This is a genomic window from Halomonas sp. BLK-85 (genome assembly GCF_044792155.1).
Lineage (GTDB): Bacteria > Pseudomonadota > Gammaproteobacteria > Pseudomonadales > Halomonadaceae > Vreelandella.
Map to the genome: position 1 here is coordinate 338,024 of NZ_CP087731.1, position 16,079 is coordinate 354,102.

The 16,079-nt window shown below is 56.9% G+C and carries 15 protein-coding genes; all 15 read left to right on the top strand.

Annotation, left to right across the window (positions count from 1 at the left end; translation table 11 throughout):
• The first annotated feature begins 24 nt into the window (after positions 1-24).
• The 15 genes from LL947_RS01560 (at position 25) to LL947_RS01630 (ending at position 16,069) form a co-directional block, all read left to right on the top strand.
• Entirely contained in the window at positions 25-693 is a 669-nt protein-coding gene (locus LL947_RS01560) for a glutathione S-transferase (protein WP_499833735.1), read from the top strand.
• A gap of 277 nt (positions 694-970) precedes the next feature.
• Entirely contained in the window at positions 971-1,237 is a 267-nt protein-coding gene (rpsT, locus tag LL947_RS01565) for a 30S ribosomal protein S20 (RefSeq protein ID WP_290823597.1), read from the top strand.
• Between the two features lie 131 nt (positions 1,238-1,368).
• Positions 1,369-2,946, top strand: a complete 1,578-nt coding sequence (gene murJ, locus LL947_RS01570; protein ID WP_499833736.1) for a murein biosynthesis integral membrane protein MurJ — start codon at positions 1,369-1,371, stop codon at positions 2,944-2,946.
• Positions 2,947-3,033: 87 nt separating this feature from the next.
• Positions 3,034-4,101, top strand: a complete 1,068-nt coding sequence (gene ribF, locus LL947_RS01575; RefSeq protein WP_290823593.1) for a bifunctional riboflavin kinase/FAD synthetase — start codon at positions 3,034-3,036, stop codon at positions 4,099-4,101.
• Between the two features lie 7 nt (positions 4,102-4,108).
• A complete protein-coding gene (ileS, locus tag LL947_RS01580; protein WP_499833737.1) occupies positions 4,109-6,940 on the top strand; it encodes an isoleucine--tRNA ligase in 2,832 nt (943 codons plus the stop codon).
• Positions 6,933-7,460 carry a signal peptidase II gene (gene lspA, locus LL947_RS01585; protein ID WP_290823589.1) on the top strand — a complete coding sequence of 176 codons (528 nt, stop codon included), beginning with the start codon at positions 6,933-6,935 and terminating at the stop codon, positions 7,458-7,460. The genes ileS and lspA overlap by 8 nt, the downstream gene beginning before the upstream one ends.
• Before the next feature lie 34 nt (positions 7,461-7,494).
• On the top strand, positions 7,495-7,941 hold the full coding sequence (gene fkpB, locus LL947_RS01590) for an FKBP-type peptidyl-prolyl cis-trans isomerase (RefSeq protein ID WP_290823587.1): 447 nt from the start codon (positions 7,495-7,497) through the stop codon (positions 7,939-7,941).
• Between the two features lie 41 nt (positions 7,942-7,982).
• The gene (gene ispH, locus LL947_RS01595) at positions 7,983-8,996 is read left to right on the top strand and encodes a 4-hydroxy-3-methylbut-2-enyl diphosphate reductase (protein WP_290823585.1); all 1,014 of its coding nucleotides are present in this window, start codon (positions 7,983-7,985) and stop codon (positions 8,994-8,996) included.
• A gap of 66 nt (positions 8,997-9,062) precedes the next feature.
• Positions 9,063-9,476: a type IV pilin protein gene (locus tag LL947_RS01600; RefSeq protein WP_290823583.1), complete on the top strand. Its 414-nt coding sequence runs from the start codon at positions 9,063-9,065 to the stop codon at positions 9,474-9,476.
• 38 nt (positions 9,477-9,514) lie between these two features.
• The gene (gene pilV, locus LL947_RS01605) at positions 9,515-9,928 is read left to right on the top strand and encodes a type IV pilus modification protein PilV (protein WP_499833738.1); all 414 of its coding nucleotides are present in this window, start codon (positions 9,515-9,517) and stop codon (positions 9,926-9,928) included.
• Between the two features lie 2 nt (positions 9,929-9,930).
• The gene (locus LL947_RS01610; RefSeq protein ID WP_499833739.1) at positions 9,931-10,488 is read left to right on the top strand and encodes a PilW family protein; all 558 of its coding nucleotides are present in this window, start codon (positions 9,931-9,933) and stop codon (positions 10,486-10,488) included.
• Positions 10,488-10,991 (top strand): pilus assembly PilX family protein, encoded by a 504-nt coding sequence (locus tag LL947_RS01615; protein WP_499833740.1) that lies wholly within the window; start codon positions 10,488-10,490, stop codon positions 10,989-10,991. The genes LL947_RS01610 and LL947_RS01615 overlap by 1 nt, the downstream gene beginning before the upstream one ends.
• A 110-nt stretch (positions 10,992-11,101) precedes the next feature.
• Positions 11,102-12,124 (top strand): tryptophan--tRNA ligase, encoded by a 1,023-nt coding sequence (locus LL947_RS01620; protein WP_499833741.1) that lies wholly within the window; start codon positions 11,102-11,104, stop codon positions 12,122-12,124.
• A gap of 148 nt (positions 12,125-12,272) precedes the next feature.
• Complete coding sequence (locus tag LL947_RS01625; RefSeq protein WP_499833742.1) at positions 12,273-13,502, top strand: YeeE/YedE family protein; 1,230 nt, start codon at positions 12,273-12,275, stop codon at positions 13,500-13,502.
• A 362-nt stretch (positions 13,503-13,864) separates the two neighbouring features.
• Entirely contained in the window at positions 13,865-16,069 is a 2,205-nt protein-coding gene (locus tag LL947_RS01630) for a TolC family outer membrane protein (protein WP_499833743.1), read from the top strand.
• The last annotated feature ends 10 nt before the right edge of the window (positions 16,070-16,079 follow it).

Below are 16,079 nucleotides of genomic sequence, written 5' to 3' on the forward strand. Positions count from 1 at the left end.
ACACCCTCTGACTATGGAGTCGCTATGATTCGTGTCCATCATCTGGAAAAGTCCCGTTCTCACCGGGTGCTGTGGCTGCTGGAAATCTTGCAGCTTGACTATGAAATGGTGACCTATGCCCGCGATAGTGACAGCCAGCTGGCACCTCAGGCCTTGAAGGATATCCACCCGCTGGGCAAGTCACCGGTGGTGACGGACGGCGATATCACCATTGCCGAGTCGGGGGCCATCGTGGATTATCTGCTGATGCGTTACGGGCAGGGGCAGACGGAGCCGTCAACGGATAACAGTGCTGCCTGGGTCAATGAGCGCTACTGGCGACATTACGCGGAAGGCTCCTTGATGCCGCTTCTGGTGATGCGCCTGGTATTTAGCCAGCTTCCCAGGCAATCTCCCCTTTTGGTCAAGCCCATCGCCAAGGGCATCAATGACACGGTTAACGCGCGATTCCTGGCTCCCCAGCTGGCGGAGCACCTGGCCATGATAGAGGCGCACCTGGAACCTCGCGGCCAGTTTTCCACCACCTGGCCGAGTGGTGCTGATGTGCAAATGGGCTTTCCTCTGCAGGTATTGTCCCTGTCTGGCTCACTTCGCGATTTTCCGGCAATCACTCGCTATGTGGCACGTATTGAGGCTGAGCCGGCCTGGCAGCGTGTTGTCGAGTGTGCCGGGCCATTAATGCTGCCCATGTGAGGAGGCTTGTGCTGGCAAGCCCGGCTGACAGGTGATAGACTATGCCATCCTCTCAGACAAGACCCGTGAGCGGGCAGTTTTCAACGCTGCCGGTTGCACATTTTGGTAAGGCAAAATGCCAACCCAATTAAGCGGTTACCGTTTTTTTACTGAGCGGTAACCTGGTTTTGGAAACGTCGCGCCACGCCTTTGCTGATCAACAGCCAAGTGCCAAGCGATGAATATACAGTTAATCCGTTGCCATTAACGGCAACCTTTTTCTCCAAGGAGATACCCTGTGGCGAACAGCAAGCAAGCTCGCAAGCGCGCCCGCCAGGCCGAGAAGCGTCGCGTCCTGAAATCCAGCCAGCGCAGCATGGTCCGTACTTATATCAAGCACGTGATCAAGGCGATCAACACTGGCGACCACGCCAAGTCAATGGAAGCCTTCCAGGCCATGCAGCCGGTCATCGACCGCATCGCTGACAAGGATGTGCTGTCCAAGAAGAAGGCCGCTCGCCTGAAGAGCCGCTTGAACAAGCGTATCAAGGCTCTGGCGGCGTAAGCCGGCAAGCGCCTAAAAAAAACCGGCCAAGGCCGGTTTTTTTGTGTCTGTCAGCTGAGTTGTCTGCTACAACGACATCAACATGATCGAGTCAACGCCCGTCTTAATGGATGAGACGCAGAGAGGCCAGCATGAAACCACCAACGCCTGACCACACCCATCAGCCGCCCGCCCGCCGTGGGCTGATGGGGTCGGGGCTGATTGTCAGTACGATGACAATGCTTTCCCGTGTCATGGGGTTGGCGCGGGATGTGGTGATTGCGGCTCTTTTAGGCGCGGGTACCGGCGCAGACGCCTTTTTTGTGGCGTTCAAGATCCCCAATTTTTTGCGTCGCCTGTTTGCCGAAGGGGCCTTCAACCAGGCCTTTGTACCGGTGTTGTCAGAGTACTCCACGGCGCGTAGCCGGGAGGAAATCCGCGAGTTGCTCAATGCGGTTGCCGGTAGCCTGACCGCTGTGCTGGCGCTGATCACCGCGTTGGCCATGCTGGCAGCGCCCTGGCTGGTATGGCTGTTTGCACCCGGCTTCGGGCGAGACCCGGAAAAGCTGGCGCTGACCGCCGATATGCTGCAGTTGACCTTCCCGTATCTGCTGTTGATCTCGTTAACCGCGTTTTCAGGCAGCGTGCTGAATACCTGGAACCGTTTTGCAGTGCCTGCCTTTACACCCGTGCTGCTTAATCTTTCGCTGATCGGCGCCGCGCTTTTACTGGTGCCCCTGATGGATACCCCGGCGATGGCGCTGGCCTGGGGGGTGCTGATTGCCGGTGCTGCGCAGCTGGCATTTCAGGTCCCGTTTCTTTTGCGCCTGGGGCTTTTGCCCAAACCCTGGCCGAACTTTGCCCACGAGGGGGGGCGGCGCATTCTGAAACTGATGGCGCCGGCGCTGTTCGGGGTTTCGGTATCGCAAATCAACCTTTTGCTGGATACCGTTCTGGCCTCGTTTCTGGCCGCAGGCAGTGTTTCCTGGCTGTATTATTCAGACCGTCTGGTCGAGCTGCCGTTAGGAGTGTTTGGCGTTGCGATCGGTACCGTGATTCTACCGGCGCTTTCCAAGCGCCATGCCAGTCAGTCGCGTGAACATTTTTCAGCCATGCTGGACTGGGCGATACGCATGGTGTTGCTGCTGGGCTTGCCTGCGGCGCTGGCACTGGCCGTGCTGGCCGAGCCGCTGCTGATTACCCTGTTTCATTATGGCGCCATGACCGATCAGGATATCTACATGGCTGCGATGAGCCTGCGTGCCTATGCGTTCGGTCTGCTGGCCTTCATGCTGATCAAGGTGTTGGCGCCAGGCTTTTTCGCCCGCCAGGACACCAAGACACCGGTCAAGATCGGTATCATCGCCATGCTGGCCAACATGGTTTTCAACCTGATCCTGATCTGGCCGCTGGCCCACGCCGGGCTGGCGCTGGCAACGGCTCTGTCGGCCTTTATGAATGCCGGCATGCTGGGCTATCTGCTGCGCAAGCAGGGTGTCCTGGTCTTTCAGCCGGGCTGGTCACGTTTCGCGCTCCAGTTGTTTGGGGGTAGCGCGGTGATGAGTATTGGGCTTTACTGGCTGGCGCCCGAATGGCAGGCCTGGCTAGGGTTTTCGCTTTTTCAGCGGGTGGGCTGGGTAAGCCTGCTGGTAGGGCTGGGTGCCGGCGTTTACTTTGCCTGGCTGGCAGCCTTTGGCCTGCGTCTCAATCACCTTAAAATGCACAGTTAAGGTTACAATATGGGGTCAGGCATACATTGACGCGAACAGGTTGGTTATAATCGCCTGTTGTTACAGGTTTTACACAGTTGAGGTGCCATGCGCGTTATTCGAGGGCTGCACAATCTGACCGATGCACACCGGGGTTGCGTGGCGACCATCGGTAATTTCGATGGTGTGCATCGTGGGCATCAGGCCATTTTGCAGCAGTGCCGTGAACACGCAGCCGGCCATGGTGTGCCACTGACGGTGGTCGTGTTCGAGCCTCAACCGCGTGAGTTCTTTGCCGGAGAGCAGGCGCCGCCACGCCTGACCCGCCTGCGCGAGAAAGTCCGCCTTTTAATGGCCCATGGCGCTGAGCAGGTGCTATGCCTGCCGTTCAATGATGCCTTGCGCAGCCTTACCGGGCGTGAGTTCATTGACCAGGTGCTAATCGAGGGCCTGGGTGTTCGTCATCTGGTGGTGGGGGATGATTTCCGCTTTGGCTGCGACCGGCGTGGTGATTTTAACCTCCTGGAAGCAGTCGGTCGCGAGCAGGGGTTTGGCGTTGAACATACCCGTACGTTTACTGTGGATGACGAACGGGTTTCCAGCACCCGGGTGCGTACCCTGCTGGCCAGCGGCAACTTTCACGCGTCGGCGCGCCTGCTGGGTCGCCCCTATTCATTAAGTGGGCGCGTCGTGCGCGACCAGCAGTTGGGGCGAACCATAGGTGTGCCTACTGCCAACCTGCAACTGTTGCCGCAACCGCTGACCTTGCGTGGGGTGTTTGCAACCGTAGCAGAGCTTGAGGACGGGCGCTGTTACCCGAGTGTGGCGAATATTGGTTACCGCCCTACCGTGGGTGCGCAACGTCCAACGCTTGAAGTGCACCTGTTTGATTTTGATCGTAATATCTACGGTCAGCGTTGCACGGTTTACCCTTGCGCCAGGTTGCGGGGCGAAACCCGCTTTGATGACTTTGATACCCTGAAAGCACAGATTTATGCGGACCAGGCCCGTGCGCGGCGCTACCTGGCCAACTATCAGGATGCAAATCATGCGTTGCCGCTCGCCTCAGCGCCGGCCCCTTTATCTGATATTCCTGTCGCTGATATTCCTGCAGCGGCAACTACCTTCTCTGAAATAAGGTCGGCGGACGATTCCGCTGACGCTAACGACGGCTGACCGGACTATGGATTATAAGCACACGCTGAACCTGCCTGAAACAGACTTTCCGATGCGCGGCATGCTGCCCAAGCAGGAGCCTGGCCGGGTTTCCAAATGGCAGGACATGAACCTGTATCAGCGCCTGCGCGAGGCGCGCGCAGGCAGGCCACAGTTTGTTCTGCATGATGGCCCTCCCTACGCCAATGGCAGCATTCATATCGGTCACGCCGTCAACAAGATTCTCAAGGATATTATTGTCAAGTCCAAGAACCTGGCCGGCTTTGATGCGCCCTATGTGCCCGGCTGGGACTGCCATGGCCTGCCCATTGAGCATAAGGTGGAAACCACCCATGGCAAGCACCTGGCGGCAGAGAAGTCCCGTGAGCTGTGCCGTGACTATGCCGCTTCCCAGATTGACACCCAATTGACGGATTTTGTGCGTCTGGGCGTCGTCGGCGATTGGGATCATCCCTACCGTTCGATGGATTTCGCCAACGAAGCGGGTGAGATCCGTGCCCTGGCGGATATGGTCGATGCGGGCTATGTGTTCAAGGGGCTCAAGCCGGTGAACTGGTGCTTTGACTGTGGCTCGGCCCTGGCCGAGGCTGAAGTGGAATATGCGGACAAGACCTCGGACGCCATTGATGTCGCCTTCCCGGTGGAAGATGCGGACAAGCTGGCGGCGGCATTCGGCCTTGATGCCTTGCCCAAGCCGACCTCTATCGTGATCTGGACCACCACGCCCTGGACAATTCCGGCTAACCAGGCGCTTAACGTCCATCCTGAGTTTACCTATGCGCTGGTCGATGTGGGTGACAGGCTGCTGGTACTGGCAGAAGAGCTGGTGGAAAGCTGCCTGGAACGCTATGAATTGAGCGGCGAGGTGATCGCCACGACTCAGGGGCAGCAGCTGGACCTGATCAACTTCCGCCACCCTTTCTATGAACGCCTCTCGCCGGTGTATCTGGCCGACTATGTGGAATCCGAGGTCGGCAGTACCGGCATCGTGCACTCCTCGCCGTCCTACGGGGTGGATGACTTCAACACCTGTCGTGAACACGGGATGAGCTTTGATGACATGCTTAACCCGGTGCAGGGTAATGGTGTGTATGTCGAGGATCTGCCCTTCTTTGGCGGCCAGATGATCTGGAAAGCCAACCCGCAGATCGTCGACAAGCTGCGCGAGGTGGGCGCGCTGATGAATCACAAACGCTACCAGCACAGCTATATGCACTGCTGGCGCCATAAGACGCCGGTGATCTATCGGGCTACGGCGCAGTGGTTTGTGGGCATGGACCTTCAGGGCAAGGATGGTCAGACCCTGCGTGAAAAAGCGCTCAAGGGAATCGAGGACACCGTCTTTACGCCTGCCTGGGGCCAGGCGCGGCTGCACAGCATGATCGCCAATCGCCCGGACTGGTGTATTTCCCGCCAGCGTAACTGGGGCGTGCCGATTCCGTTTTTCCTTCACAAGCAGACGGGTGAACTCCACCCCGGAACGCTTGAGTTGATGGAGGAAGCGGCCAAGCGCGTCGAGCAGGAAGGCATTGAGGCGTGGTTCAAGCTTGACCCCGCTGAACTGCTGGGGGCAGAAGCCGCCGATTACGATAAGGTTACCGATACCCTGGACGTGTGGTTTGATTCCGGCACCACTCACCGTCACGTACTGCGCGGCTCCCACCCGCATGGGCATACCCGCGGCCCGCAGGCGGACCTGTATCTGGAAGGCTCTGACCAGCATCGCGGCTGGTTCCACTCGTCACTGCTGACCGGCTGTGCGATTGACGGCCATCCGCCTTACCGCGGCCTGCTCACCCACGGGTTTACCGTCGACGCCCAGGGTCGCAAGATGTCAAAATCCGTGGGCAATGTGGTCGCCCCTCAGGAAGTAATGGACAAGCTGGGGGCGGATATCCTGCGGCTATGGGTGGCCTCAACGGATTACTCCGGTGAAATGGCGGTTTCCGATGAAATCCTCAAGCGCACCGCGGATGTGTATCGGCGTATTCGCAACACGGCACGTTTCCTGCTATCCAACCTCAACGGCTTTGATCCGGCGCGTGACCAGGTGGCGTTTGGCGATATGCTGGCGCTGGATCAGTGGGTGGTTGATCGCGCTGCCCAGCTGCAGGGTCGGATTGAAACCGCCTATGACGAATACCGCTTCCTGGATGTCTACCAGCAGGTGCATGGATTCTGTGCCCGAGAACTCGGCGGCTTCTATCTGGATGTGATCAAGGATCGCCAGTACACCACCCAGTCGGATTCGCTGGCCCGGCGCAGTGCACAAACGGCCCTTTATCATGTGGTTGAAGCACTGTGCCGCTGGGTGGCACCGATCCTGTCGTTTACGGCTGACGAAATCTACTCGCATATTCCGGGCGAGCGGGGCGATAGCGTTCTGCTGGAAGAGTACTATCAGCAGCTTGGCACCCTGGATGATCAGGCCGCGCTGGGGCGTGATTTCTGGGAGCAGGTGCTGGAAGTCAAGCATGCCGTCAACAAGTGCCTGGAAGATGCACGTAATGCCAAGGTGATCAAGGGTAGCCTGGCGGCCGATGTTACCTTGTATGTGGACGACAGCCTGCAGCAGGCGCTGACCAAGCTGGGCGATGAGTTGCGCTTTGTGATGCTGACCAGCGAGGTGCATCTGGCGCCGCTTGCGGAAGGAGGCCACGCCGAAGACACGGATCTGACCAACCTCAAGGTGGCGGTGGCGGCCAGTGCGTATACCAAGTGCGAACGCTGCTGGCATCACCGTGACGATGTAGGCACTCATGCCGATCATCCGGATCTGTGTGGGCGCTGTATCAGCAATCTGCCGGAAGGCCCGGGTGAGACGCGCCGCTATGCCTGATCAGGCAGGTTCGCAAGCGCCGCTGGCGCCCATGCATCGGCCGCTGCGTTGGCTGTGGCTTACGCTGGCCGTCGTCGTGCTTGATCTGGCGACCAAGTATGCCGCCAGCCACTGGCTGAATTACGCCCAGCCGGTAGAGGTGTTACCCTTCTTTAACCTGACGTTGCTGCACAATACCGGCGCGGCCTTCAGTTTTCTGGCCGGTCACCCTGGCTGGCAGCGCTGGTTCTTTGCGGCGGTGGCCATCGGGGCAAGTATTGCGCTGACGATTTGGTTATCGCGGTTGAAAGCGGATGAGAAGCTGCTGGCGATTGCACTGCCGCTGATCATTGGCGGGGCCCTGGGTAACCTTTATGATCGTCTGGTACATGGCTACGTGGTGGACTTCCTGTCATTTCACGTCGCAGGCTGGTACTACCCCGCCTTCAATATAGCGGATATCGGCATTACCCTGGGCGCCGCGGGCATGATCTGGGAATCACTCTTCGCCGACCGTCGGCGCAACCAACGCAAGGCTTGATGCCTGCTTTTACTTATCAAGGCACGGACTACCGATGAGCGATTATCTGATTGACGATGGTATGGAAATTACCCTGCACTTCACCTTGACGCTTGAAGATGGCACGGTAGTGGATACAACCCGTGAAAAGTCTCCGGCCACCTTCCAGTTTGGGGATGGCAACTTGCCACCGGGCTTTGAAAACCCGATCAAGGGCCTGGGAGTGGGCCAGGGCGGGCGTTTTACCATTACGCCTGAACATGCTTTTGGCCAGCATAACCCGCAAAATATCCAGACCCTCAAACGTGACGACTTTGGTGATCAGGAACCCGAGATCGGCATGGTAATGTCGTTTGCTGATAAAGCGGGAACCGAACTGCCCGGTGTGGTCAAAAGCATTGACGATGAGCGGGTCGAAGTGGATTTCAATCACCCGCTGGCGGGGCGTACGCTGACCTTTGAAGTTGAAGTGCTGAATGTGACGCCGGTCACCAAACACTAGTTTTATTTACTAACCGATGCGTGAGGCATCAAGGCGTTTTTATGCAGTCACCAGAGCTTTCATCACAAGGTGCAACAGAGCTTTCCCAGCCGACTCAACCGGTGCAGATCAAGCTGGCCAATCCGCGAGGATTTTGTGCGGGTGTCGACCGGGCGATTGATATCGTCAACCGTGCGCTGGATGTGTTTGGTGCACCTGTCTACGTACGTCATGAAGTCGTACATAATCGTCACGTTGTGGATACCCTGCGCGAACGTGGGGCCGTATTCGTTGAGGAGCTCGATGAAGTCCCGGATGACGTCATCGTGATTTTCTCGGCCCACGGCGTTTCCCGGGCGGTGCAGGAGGATGCCGAGCGCCGCGGACTCAAGGTGTTTGATGCCACCTGCCCGCTGGTTACCAAGGTACACATGGAGGTGCTGCGCTACGCCAAGCGAGGGCAGGAATGTATTCTGATCGGCCATGAGGGCCACCCTGAAGTGGAAGGCACCATGGGGCGCTACGACGACTCCAAAGGGGGGCAGATCTATCTGGTCGAAGACGAGGAGGATGTGGCACGCCTGACCGTCAAGGATCCGACAACCCTGTCGTTTGTTACCCAGACCACACTCTCCATGGATGACACCGCCCGGGTGATTGATGCCCTGCGCGACAAGTTCCCCGACATCCAGGGGCCGCGCAAGGACGATATCTGCTATGCCACCCAGAACCGTCAGGATGCGGTGCGCGAGCTCGCTGCAGACAGCGATCTGGTGCTGGTTGTCGGCAGCGCCAACAGCTCCAACTCCAACCGCTTGCGTGAGCTGTCGGAACGCATGGGCACGGCTGCTTACCTGGTGGATGACGCTGCGCAGATTGAGGAAAGCTGGCTGGAAGGCGTCAGCCGTATCGGCATCACCGCCGGTGCCAGTGCTCCTGAAGTGCTGGTAAAAGGCGTGATTGAACGGCTGCAGTCTCTGGGCGCAACGGCACCACAAGAGCTGGTGGGCCGTGAAGAAACCGTGACGTTTTCAATGCCCAGCGAACTGCGCGAACGGGTCATTACCAGCAGTTAGCCTAATGCAATCCTCCGGGGCTTGCGACATACTGCCGGTATACCCGAGCAGCTGATGGAGCGCCCCGTGTCATCTTACTCCCCCAACGCTTTCCGCCTACGTGCTGGACGTTTCCAGCACGGTTTTACGCTGATCGAAATGCTGATTGTCGTGGCCATCATCGGGATATTGGCAGGCATCGGCTATCCGCGCTATACCGCCTATGTCGAGCGTTCCCTGCGCAGCGATGCCCACGCGGGGCTGCTACAGGCCGCCTCAGATATGGAACGCTGTTATTCGCGTGACTATTCCTATGAAGACTGCACCCCAGAAAAAGCCAAATCTCCGGATAAAAACTATACTATTACTAAATCAGTAGAAGGCAATGATGGTGGTTTTACGCTAAAGGCATCCACGCAACGTGAAGATGGTTGTGACGGCGCAATCACCCTGAATGCGCTAGGGGAGCGAGGCCCGAAAAGCCCGCAAGAATGTTGGTAAACAGGGAATAGCACAATGTATGCGTGCAGGGAGGCACGATGGCGACCAGACAGGCAAGAAGCAGGCAAACGGGGTTTGGGCTGATAGAAGCCTTGATAGCGCTGGTAGTGCTGGCTTTTGGGCTCTTGGGGATGGCCGCGCTCCAGCTCAATGCGCTGAAAAGTGCTACCCAAAGCTATCAGCGCAGTGTTGCCACTCTGGCGGCGATTGATGCCCAGGAGCGTCTCTGGGCTGCCTTGGCAAGTTCCGCGGATGGTCACTGCAGCGGGCTGGTGGCCAGCGTCAACAGCGACTGGCAAACTGCCTGGTTTGCCGATCACCAGACGCCTCTTGCTACTCTCAGTGGTCACCTCAGCGGTTCCGGTTGCCGCTTTGAGGTGGAGGTTGCCCTTGACGACGGTAACCCTGCCTATTCCTATAGGTTCCACTTGCCTGACCTGGGCGGTGACTGATCATGGGCCGTCAGACAGGGGTGTCACTGGTGGAGCTGATGGTTGCGCTGGTGATAGGTGCGATCATCATTCTTGGAGCCGGGCAGCTTTATTTATCAGCGTTGACCACCTTCAAACAGGTGGAGGCGTTAAGCCAGCGCCAGGACACCCTGATGTTTGTGGTGGAAACCCTGATCCGTGATATGCGTAATGCCCATAATATCTCACCAGAACGCGATGCTGTCAGACTGACGGTGCCCAGAGATGCGTTATCCAGTTGTGCAACACCTGACCTGGATAAACGTTATTACCTCAATCCGACCCCGTCGGGCAGTTATTCACTGTCCCTCAGCGAATGCATGACGCCTGGGGGCTGGAAAATTAGCCAGCCATTGATCAGCGGTTTTCATGATGAAAAAGCGTTTTCTGTCGAAGCCAGAGGTGCCGGCCGCTATCAGCTGACGCTGGTGCTTGACGCAGAAAACGCTCAAGGCCACGAAACCATGGTATTCAATGTGCAAAACAGGGTGGCAGCCCTGGCCAGACATGACACGGGTAGCGTGCCCACAGGAGACGATTGATGCAGGCGCAACGTGGTGTGGCGCTGATCATGGTCCTTGTGCTGCTGGCCAGCACTGCCATGATCGGCATTTCAGCCATGCAGGGCAGTTTGCTGGAAAACAAGCAGGCGGCCAGCTACCGTGCGGCGGCGCTGGTACAGATGGCCAGTGAAGGGATCGCCGTCAAACTGTTAGCTGATCCGGCCAATTCAGCGCTATCCAGTTGCACAGGTTATAGCGATTGGAGCGCGTTTAACGCGTTCGGCAATCTTCATCCAGCCGTCCAGCTCGAGTGTCGTCAATGTGTTGGCAGCCTGGCCGGCCATTGCCCTGGTCCTGGAGACAGGCAGGACGTCGTGATAGACGGCATGACCGTTGAGCATAGTGTCGCGGCCGCGATTTTACTGCGTGCCCAGCTGGTCGATGAGGCCAGGGCGCGCGTCGTTTCCAGCCGTACCCTGTTGATTACCCGCTTTAATGACGAGACAGACACCTCCTCGACGCTTCGCTGGCAGGCGTTATAGCCGGTTGTATGTAGCGCTAAACGTCCAGATGTGGATTGGAGGCTGGCGATGGTCGCCTTGGCGCAGGCGTCGCGTTATCATTGGCGCATTTGACCAAGAGCCTTAACCGCATGCACCCAACCAGCAAAACTCGCGTTCTTACCGGTATTACCACCACAGGTACGCCACATCTGGGCAATTATGTCGGCGCAATCAAGCCGGCTATCGACGCCAGTCAGGATCCTGACGTCCAGTCGTTCTATTTTCTGGCTGATTACCATGCCCTGATCAAGTGTCAGGACCCTGAACGTGTGCAGCAATCGCGGCTGGAAATCGCGGCCACCTGGCTGGCGCTGGGGCTCGATACTGATAACGCTATCTTCTACCGCCAGTCGGATATCATCGAGATTCCCGAACTGACCTGGATGCTCTCTTGTGTATGCGCCAAGGGTCTCATGAATCGAGCCCATGCCTATAAAGCCGCCGTGGCTGAAAATGAAGAGGCTGGCAGCCCGGATCCGGATAAGGGCATCACCATGGGGTTGTTCGGCTACCCGGTGCTGATGGCGGCAGACATTCTGATGTTCAATGCCAACAAGGTGCCGGTAGGGCGTGATCAGATTCAGCATATTGAGATGGCGCGGGATATCGCCGGGCGCTTCAACCATCTCTATAAAGGCCAGTACTTTACCCTGCCGGAAGCGGTCGTGGACGAAAAAGTCGAAGTGCTGGGGGGGCTGGATGGCCGCAAGATGTCGAAAAGCTATAACAATACTATCCCGCTGTTTGTCAGCGAGAAAAAACTGCTGAAGCTGGTACGCAAGATCAAGACCAACTCACTGGAACCCGGCGAGCCGAAAGACCCGGAGACCTGCACGCTGTTTCAGATCTACTCGGCCTTTGCCTCGGCGTCGGACGTGGCTGCCATGCGCGAGCAATATGCCCAGGGTATTGGTTGGGGAGATGCCAAGAATCAGTTATTTGAATATCTCAACGCACATCTGGAAGCACCGCGTGAACGTTACAATGCCTTGATGGAAGACCCCACGCATATCGAGAGCGTGCTACAGAAAGGTGCCGAGCGGGCCCGTGAAGAAGCCGCTGTTACCATGGATAGATTGCGCAGTGCTGCAGGTCTTGGACGCTTTATCTGAGCGGATATTCTTGTTTTGTCTATTAACCTTTGAATAAGTAATTTTACGCTATTTCACCCTCACGGTAACCTGAGCATATTCTTCCATTGACTCTGAACGCCGGTTACTCAACCGGCGCTTTTACTTCGAGTTGCTCAAGGTGATTACCATGTCGACCGCTTCTTCTCATGTTTCTTCACCCCTGACAGCGTCACCACCTTCACGTCTGGCCCTGGCGGCTGGTGCCTTGATTATTCTTGGCTCCTTGCTGGTCGGTATGGTGTTTGATGCCAGTAACGGCCTGTTGATGCTGGTAGGTGGGCTGTTAGGGATGGTGCTGTATCATGCAGCCTTTGGTTTTACTGCCGCCTGGCGGGTGTTCATTACTGAACGCAAAGGACGTGGTCTACGGGCACAGATGGTGATGCTGGCGATTGCAGTGGTGCTGTTCTTTCCGGCACTGGATGCCGGCTCGCTGTTCGGAACATCGGTTTATGGCTTTGTCGCACCGATAGGCCTCTCGGTCATAGTAGGCGCCTTCATCTTCGGGATGGGCATGCAGCTAGGCGGTGGTTGCGCATCAGGCACTCTGTTTACCGCCGGCGGGGGCAATGCCCGCATGCTGATCACCCTGGTATTCTTCATTGTCGGGTCCGTGATTGGTTCGGCACATTTTGCCTGGTGGCAAGACCTGCCGGCGTTTGAACCGGTGTCGCTGGTCAAACTTGCTGGCGCCTGGGGGGGGATTGCTATCAGCCTGACGCTGTTCATTGCCATTGCCGCGTTTACCGTGGTGATGGAGAAACGTCGTCATGGGCAGCTGGAACGGACCAGCGTCGTCAACAAGCAAGGGGCTGAACGCTGGTTAAGTGGCCCCTGGCCGCTGCTGTTTGGGGCAGTGGCACTGGCACTGTTGAATTTTGCCACTCTGGCACTGGCAGGCCGCCCCTGGGGCATTACGTCGGCTTTTGCATTATGGGGAGCCAAGGCATTTCAACTGGTCGGCGGTGATGTTACCCAGTGGGGTTACTGGCAGTCTTCATGGAATGCGGCTGCATTGAATTCCAGCATCTGGGGCGATATCACCACCGTCATGAACGTGGGCATCATGCTGGGAGCCTTGATGGCGGCGAGCCTGGCAGGACGCTTTGCGCCCAATTTCAGGATACCGTTACGTTCAGTTGCAGCCGCAGTGATTGGCGGCATCATGCTGGGCTACGGCGCGCGCCTGGCATTCGGCTGTAATATTGGTGCCTACTTCAGTGGCATTGCCTCCGGGAGCCTGCATGGCTGGTTATGGCTGATCGCCGCTTTTGCCGGCAACATGGCAGGCGTTCGGTTACGTCCACTGTTTTTCCCGAAAGAACGTCAACCGCCTCAAGTGGCGAAAGGATGCTAGGCCGCATTGAAAAACCCGATCATTGATCGGGTTTTTTTTTGGAAAAATTTTTTTATGCGCAGATTGGAATGTTAAATCGGGTTACGTTATATTGCTTGTAGCACTGAAATTTCTGATAAGCACTTTAATAAATTCTATCCATTTCATACGAAAAATTTTGCGCCGCGCGACTGGGTCATTTTGCTCTTGATGGACGTAGAGGCACTGTCTGAAGCGGCTGGCTATAAACCGTCCAACGGCCTGGATGTCGAAAACAATAATTAATAATTGTATATCAGTGCTCGGCATGCGCTCACCACCGCGTCTTCATCAACAGTCCTGCTAATACAGCTCGACTGAGTGACACACAAGGGATCAAAAAAATGAATATGAAATCAAGGCAAACACCATGTAAGTCAACGGTTCGCAAAGCCACGCTACTTTCTGCAGCGGCTTTTGTAGGTGGTGGGCTGGCGCTGTTGCCATTGACACAGGCCGTTGGTCAGTCGCTCCCCAGCGGAATGTCATCAGCGGGGTCCGCCGATCTACGCTCGGTTGTTCAGCAGACAATCACCCAGAACCCCGAAGTGAAGTCTGCTTACCAGGCGTTTACTGCGGCAGGCTACGACACTGATGAAGCACGTGGGGGATTTCTCCCGACGTTGGACGCCACGGCAGGGGTGGGGCGTGAAAGCATAGAAGGCGATGGTCGCGGCAGTTATGATACTGATTTTGTGCAGCTTGAGCTTAATCAGATGGTCTTTGATGGTTTTGCAACGGCCAATGAAGTGGAGCGACTCGATAGCGCCCGTTTGGTGCGTTATTACGAACTGCTGAACGCCAGTGAGCAGGTGGCTCTTGAAGCAGCACGCGCCTATGCTGATGTCCAACGCCATCGTGAGTTGGTACGACTGGCTCAGGATAACTATGCCGAACACCTGCGCGTTTATAACCAGATAGAAGAGCGTGCTCTTTCCGGTGCAGGGCGAGGTGTCGACCTTGAACAGATTTCAGGCCGACTGGCGCTGGCCGAGTCCAACCTGATGACAGAGGCGTCTAATCTTCACGATGTATCGGCCCGTTATAAGCGCATAGTAGGCGATCTTCCCGCCGAAAATCTTGAGCAAGCGCCAGAAATGGACGAGTTCTTGCCGCCATCGGTCACTGATGCTGTCAACCTGGCCTTTGAAGGTAACCCTGAGTTCCACGCTGCAATAGAGAATATCGAGTCCACGCGTGCCCAACAGCGTGTGACCCGCTCAGGGTTTCAACCCCGTCTGGATATTGTTGGCACTGCAGGTACCAACAATAATAGCGAGGCAGGCCTGGTAGGCCGTCGAGATGAGCAAAGCATTGAGTTGGTGGCAAGCGTAAACCTGTTTCGCGGTGGTTCTGACCTGGCCTCCTTCCGTGCGGCCAGTGAACGTATCGATGAAGCTGTCAGTGACAGAGAGCTGATCTGCCATAATATTCGCCAGACCACCCAGATTGCCTACAACGATACCCAGCGCCTGCGCGAACAGATGGAATACCTCAATCAGCACCGTCAGTCCATTGACCGCGTGCGCGGCGCCTACCAGCAGCAGTTTGATATTGGTGAGCGTACTCTGCTGGACGTACTGGATAGCGAAAATGAATTTTTCGAGGCCAGTCGCGCCTACGTCAATGCTGAATATGACGTCATGATTGCGGACGCACAGACGCTCGCTGCTATGGGCCAACTCCTCCAGCGCCTGGAAGTGGCAAATACGGATATCCCCAGCCTGGCTGAGCTCGATAGCCAGGGCGTCAAGATTGACGCTGATGCAATCTGTCCTACTCAAGGCCCGGGGGGCTTTACCTTGGAGGACCTGGTGGGCGATATGACGGCACAGCCTACCCGAGCGCCAGATGTCACCCTTTCGGCAGATGCCTTGTTTGCCACCGATAGCGCGGCGCTGAGCGCAGATGCACGTTCAGAGTTGATGCAACTGGTCGATCAGATCAGCGGTCGTGATGATCTTGGCCGTATCTACATCGCCGGCCACGCCGATACGACCGGCAATGATGCTATCAATGAACCGCTGTCACAGCGGCGCGCTGAGAGTGTTGCTGACTTCCTTATCAGTCAGGGGGTCGATGGAAGCCTGATACAAACAGAAGGTTTCGGTTCCCGTCAGCCAGTGGCAAGTAATGCTACAACAGAAGGGCGGCGACAGAACCGCCGCGTAGAGGTCACACTTGAGACCCAGGGCGAAGTCAACGGCTATTCAATGAACACTGATAGCCTGAGCACTCAGCCTGCTCCTACCTTGTCCGCTGAACAGCAGCAGGGCAGCATGAGTTCACGCTATTCTAGTTATTCAGCCGATTCCTCCGCGGAGAATCACTCGACCGCTGAAACCTATTTTCAGGTGGGAGCATTGCGTCATCAGGATGCTGCTCGCGAGTTGCAGAGCACGCTTGAGCAACACCTTGATGAACCCGTTCGCGTGGTCAGCGCTGAGGGGGTCTTTCGCGTTCAGGTGGAAGCCCACGGGGATGAGATGAGAGTGCGTCGTCAGTTGGATGCGTTGGGCTACCAGAGTGCCTTTCGTATCAGCAGCTAATTGCTCATGG

Excerpts from the sequence above, each read along its gene's own strand:
- LL947_RS01560 (WP_499833735.1), top strand. The coding sequence starts at position 25 with ATGATTCGTGTCCATCATCTGGAAAAGTCCCGTTCTCACCGGGTGCTG.
- murJ (WP_499833736.1), top strand. The coding sequence starts at position 1,369 with ATGAAACCACCAACGCCTGACCACACCCATCAGCCGCCCGCCCGCCGT.
- ribF (WP_290823593.1), top strand. The coding sequence starts at position 3,034 with ATGCGCGTTATTCGAGGGCTGCACAATCTGACCGATGCACACCGGGGT.
- ileS (WP_499833737.1), top strand. The coding sequence starts at position 4,109 with ATGGATTATAAGCACACGCTGAACCTGCCTGAAACAGACTTTCCGATG.
- lspA (WP_290823589.1), top strand. The coding sequence starts at position 6,933 with ATGCCTGATCAGGCAGGTTCGCAAGCGCCGCTGGCGCCCATGCATCGG.
- fkpB (WP_290823587.1), top strand. The coding sequence starts at position 7,495 with ATGAGCGATTATCTGATTGACGATGGTATGGAAATTACCCTGCACTTC.
- ispH (WP_290823585.1), top strand. The coding sequence starts at position 7,983 with ATGCAGTCACCAGAGCTTTCATCACAAGGTGCAACAGAGCTTTCCCAG.
- pilV (WP_499833738.1), top strand. The coding sequence starts at position 9,515 with ATGGCGACCAGACAGGCAAGAAGCAGGCAAACGGGGTTTGGGCTGATA.
- LL947_RS01610 (WP_499833739.1), top strand. The coding sequence starts at position 9,931 with ATGGGCCGTCAGACAGGGGTGTCACTGGTGGAGCTGATGGTTGCGCTG.
- LL947_RS01615 (WP_499833740.1), top strand. The coding sequence starts at position 10,488 with ATGCAGGCGCAACGTGGTGTGGCGCTGATCATGGTCCTTGTGCTGCTG.
- LL947_RS01620 (WP_499833741.1), top strand. The coding sequence starts at position 11,102 with ATGCACCCAACCAGCAAAACTCGCGTTCTTACCGGTATTACCACCACA.
- LL947_RS01625 (WP_499833742.1), top strand. The coding sequence starts at position 12,273 with ATGTCGACCGCTTCTTCTCATGTTTCTTCACCCCTGACAGCGTCACCA.
- LL947_RS01630 (WP_499833743.1), top strand. The coding sequence starts at position 13,865 with ATGAATATGAAATCAAGGCAAACACCATGTAAGTCAACGGTTCGCAAA.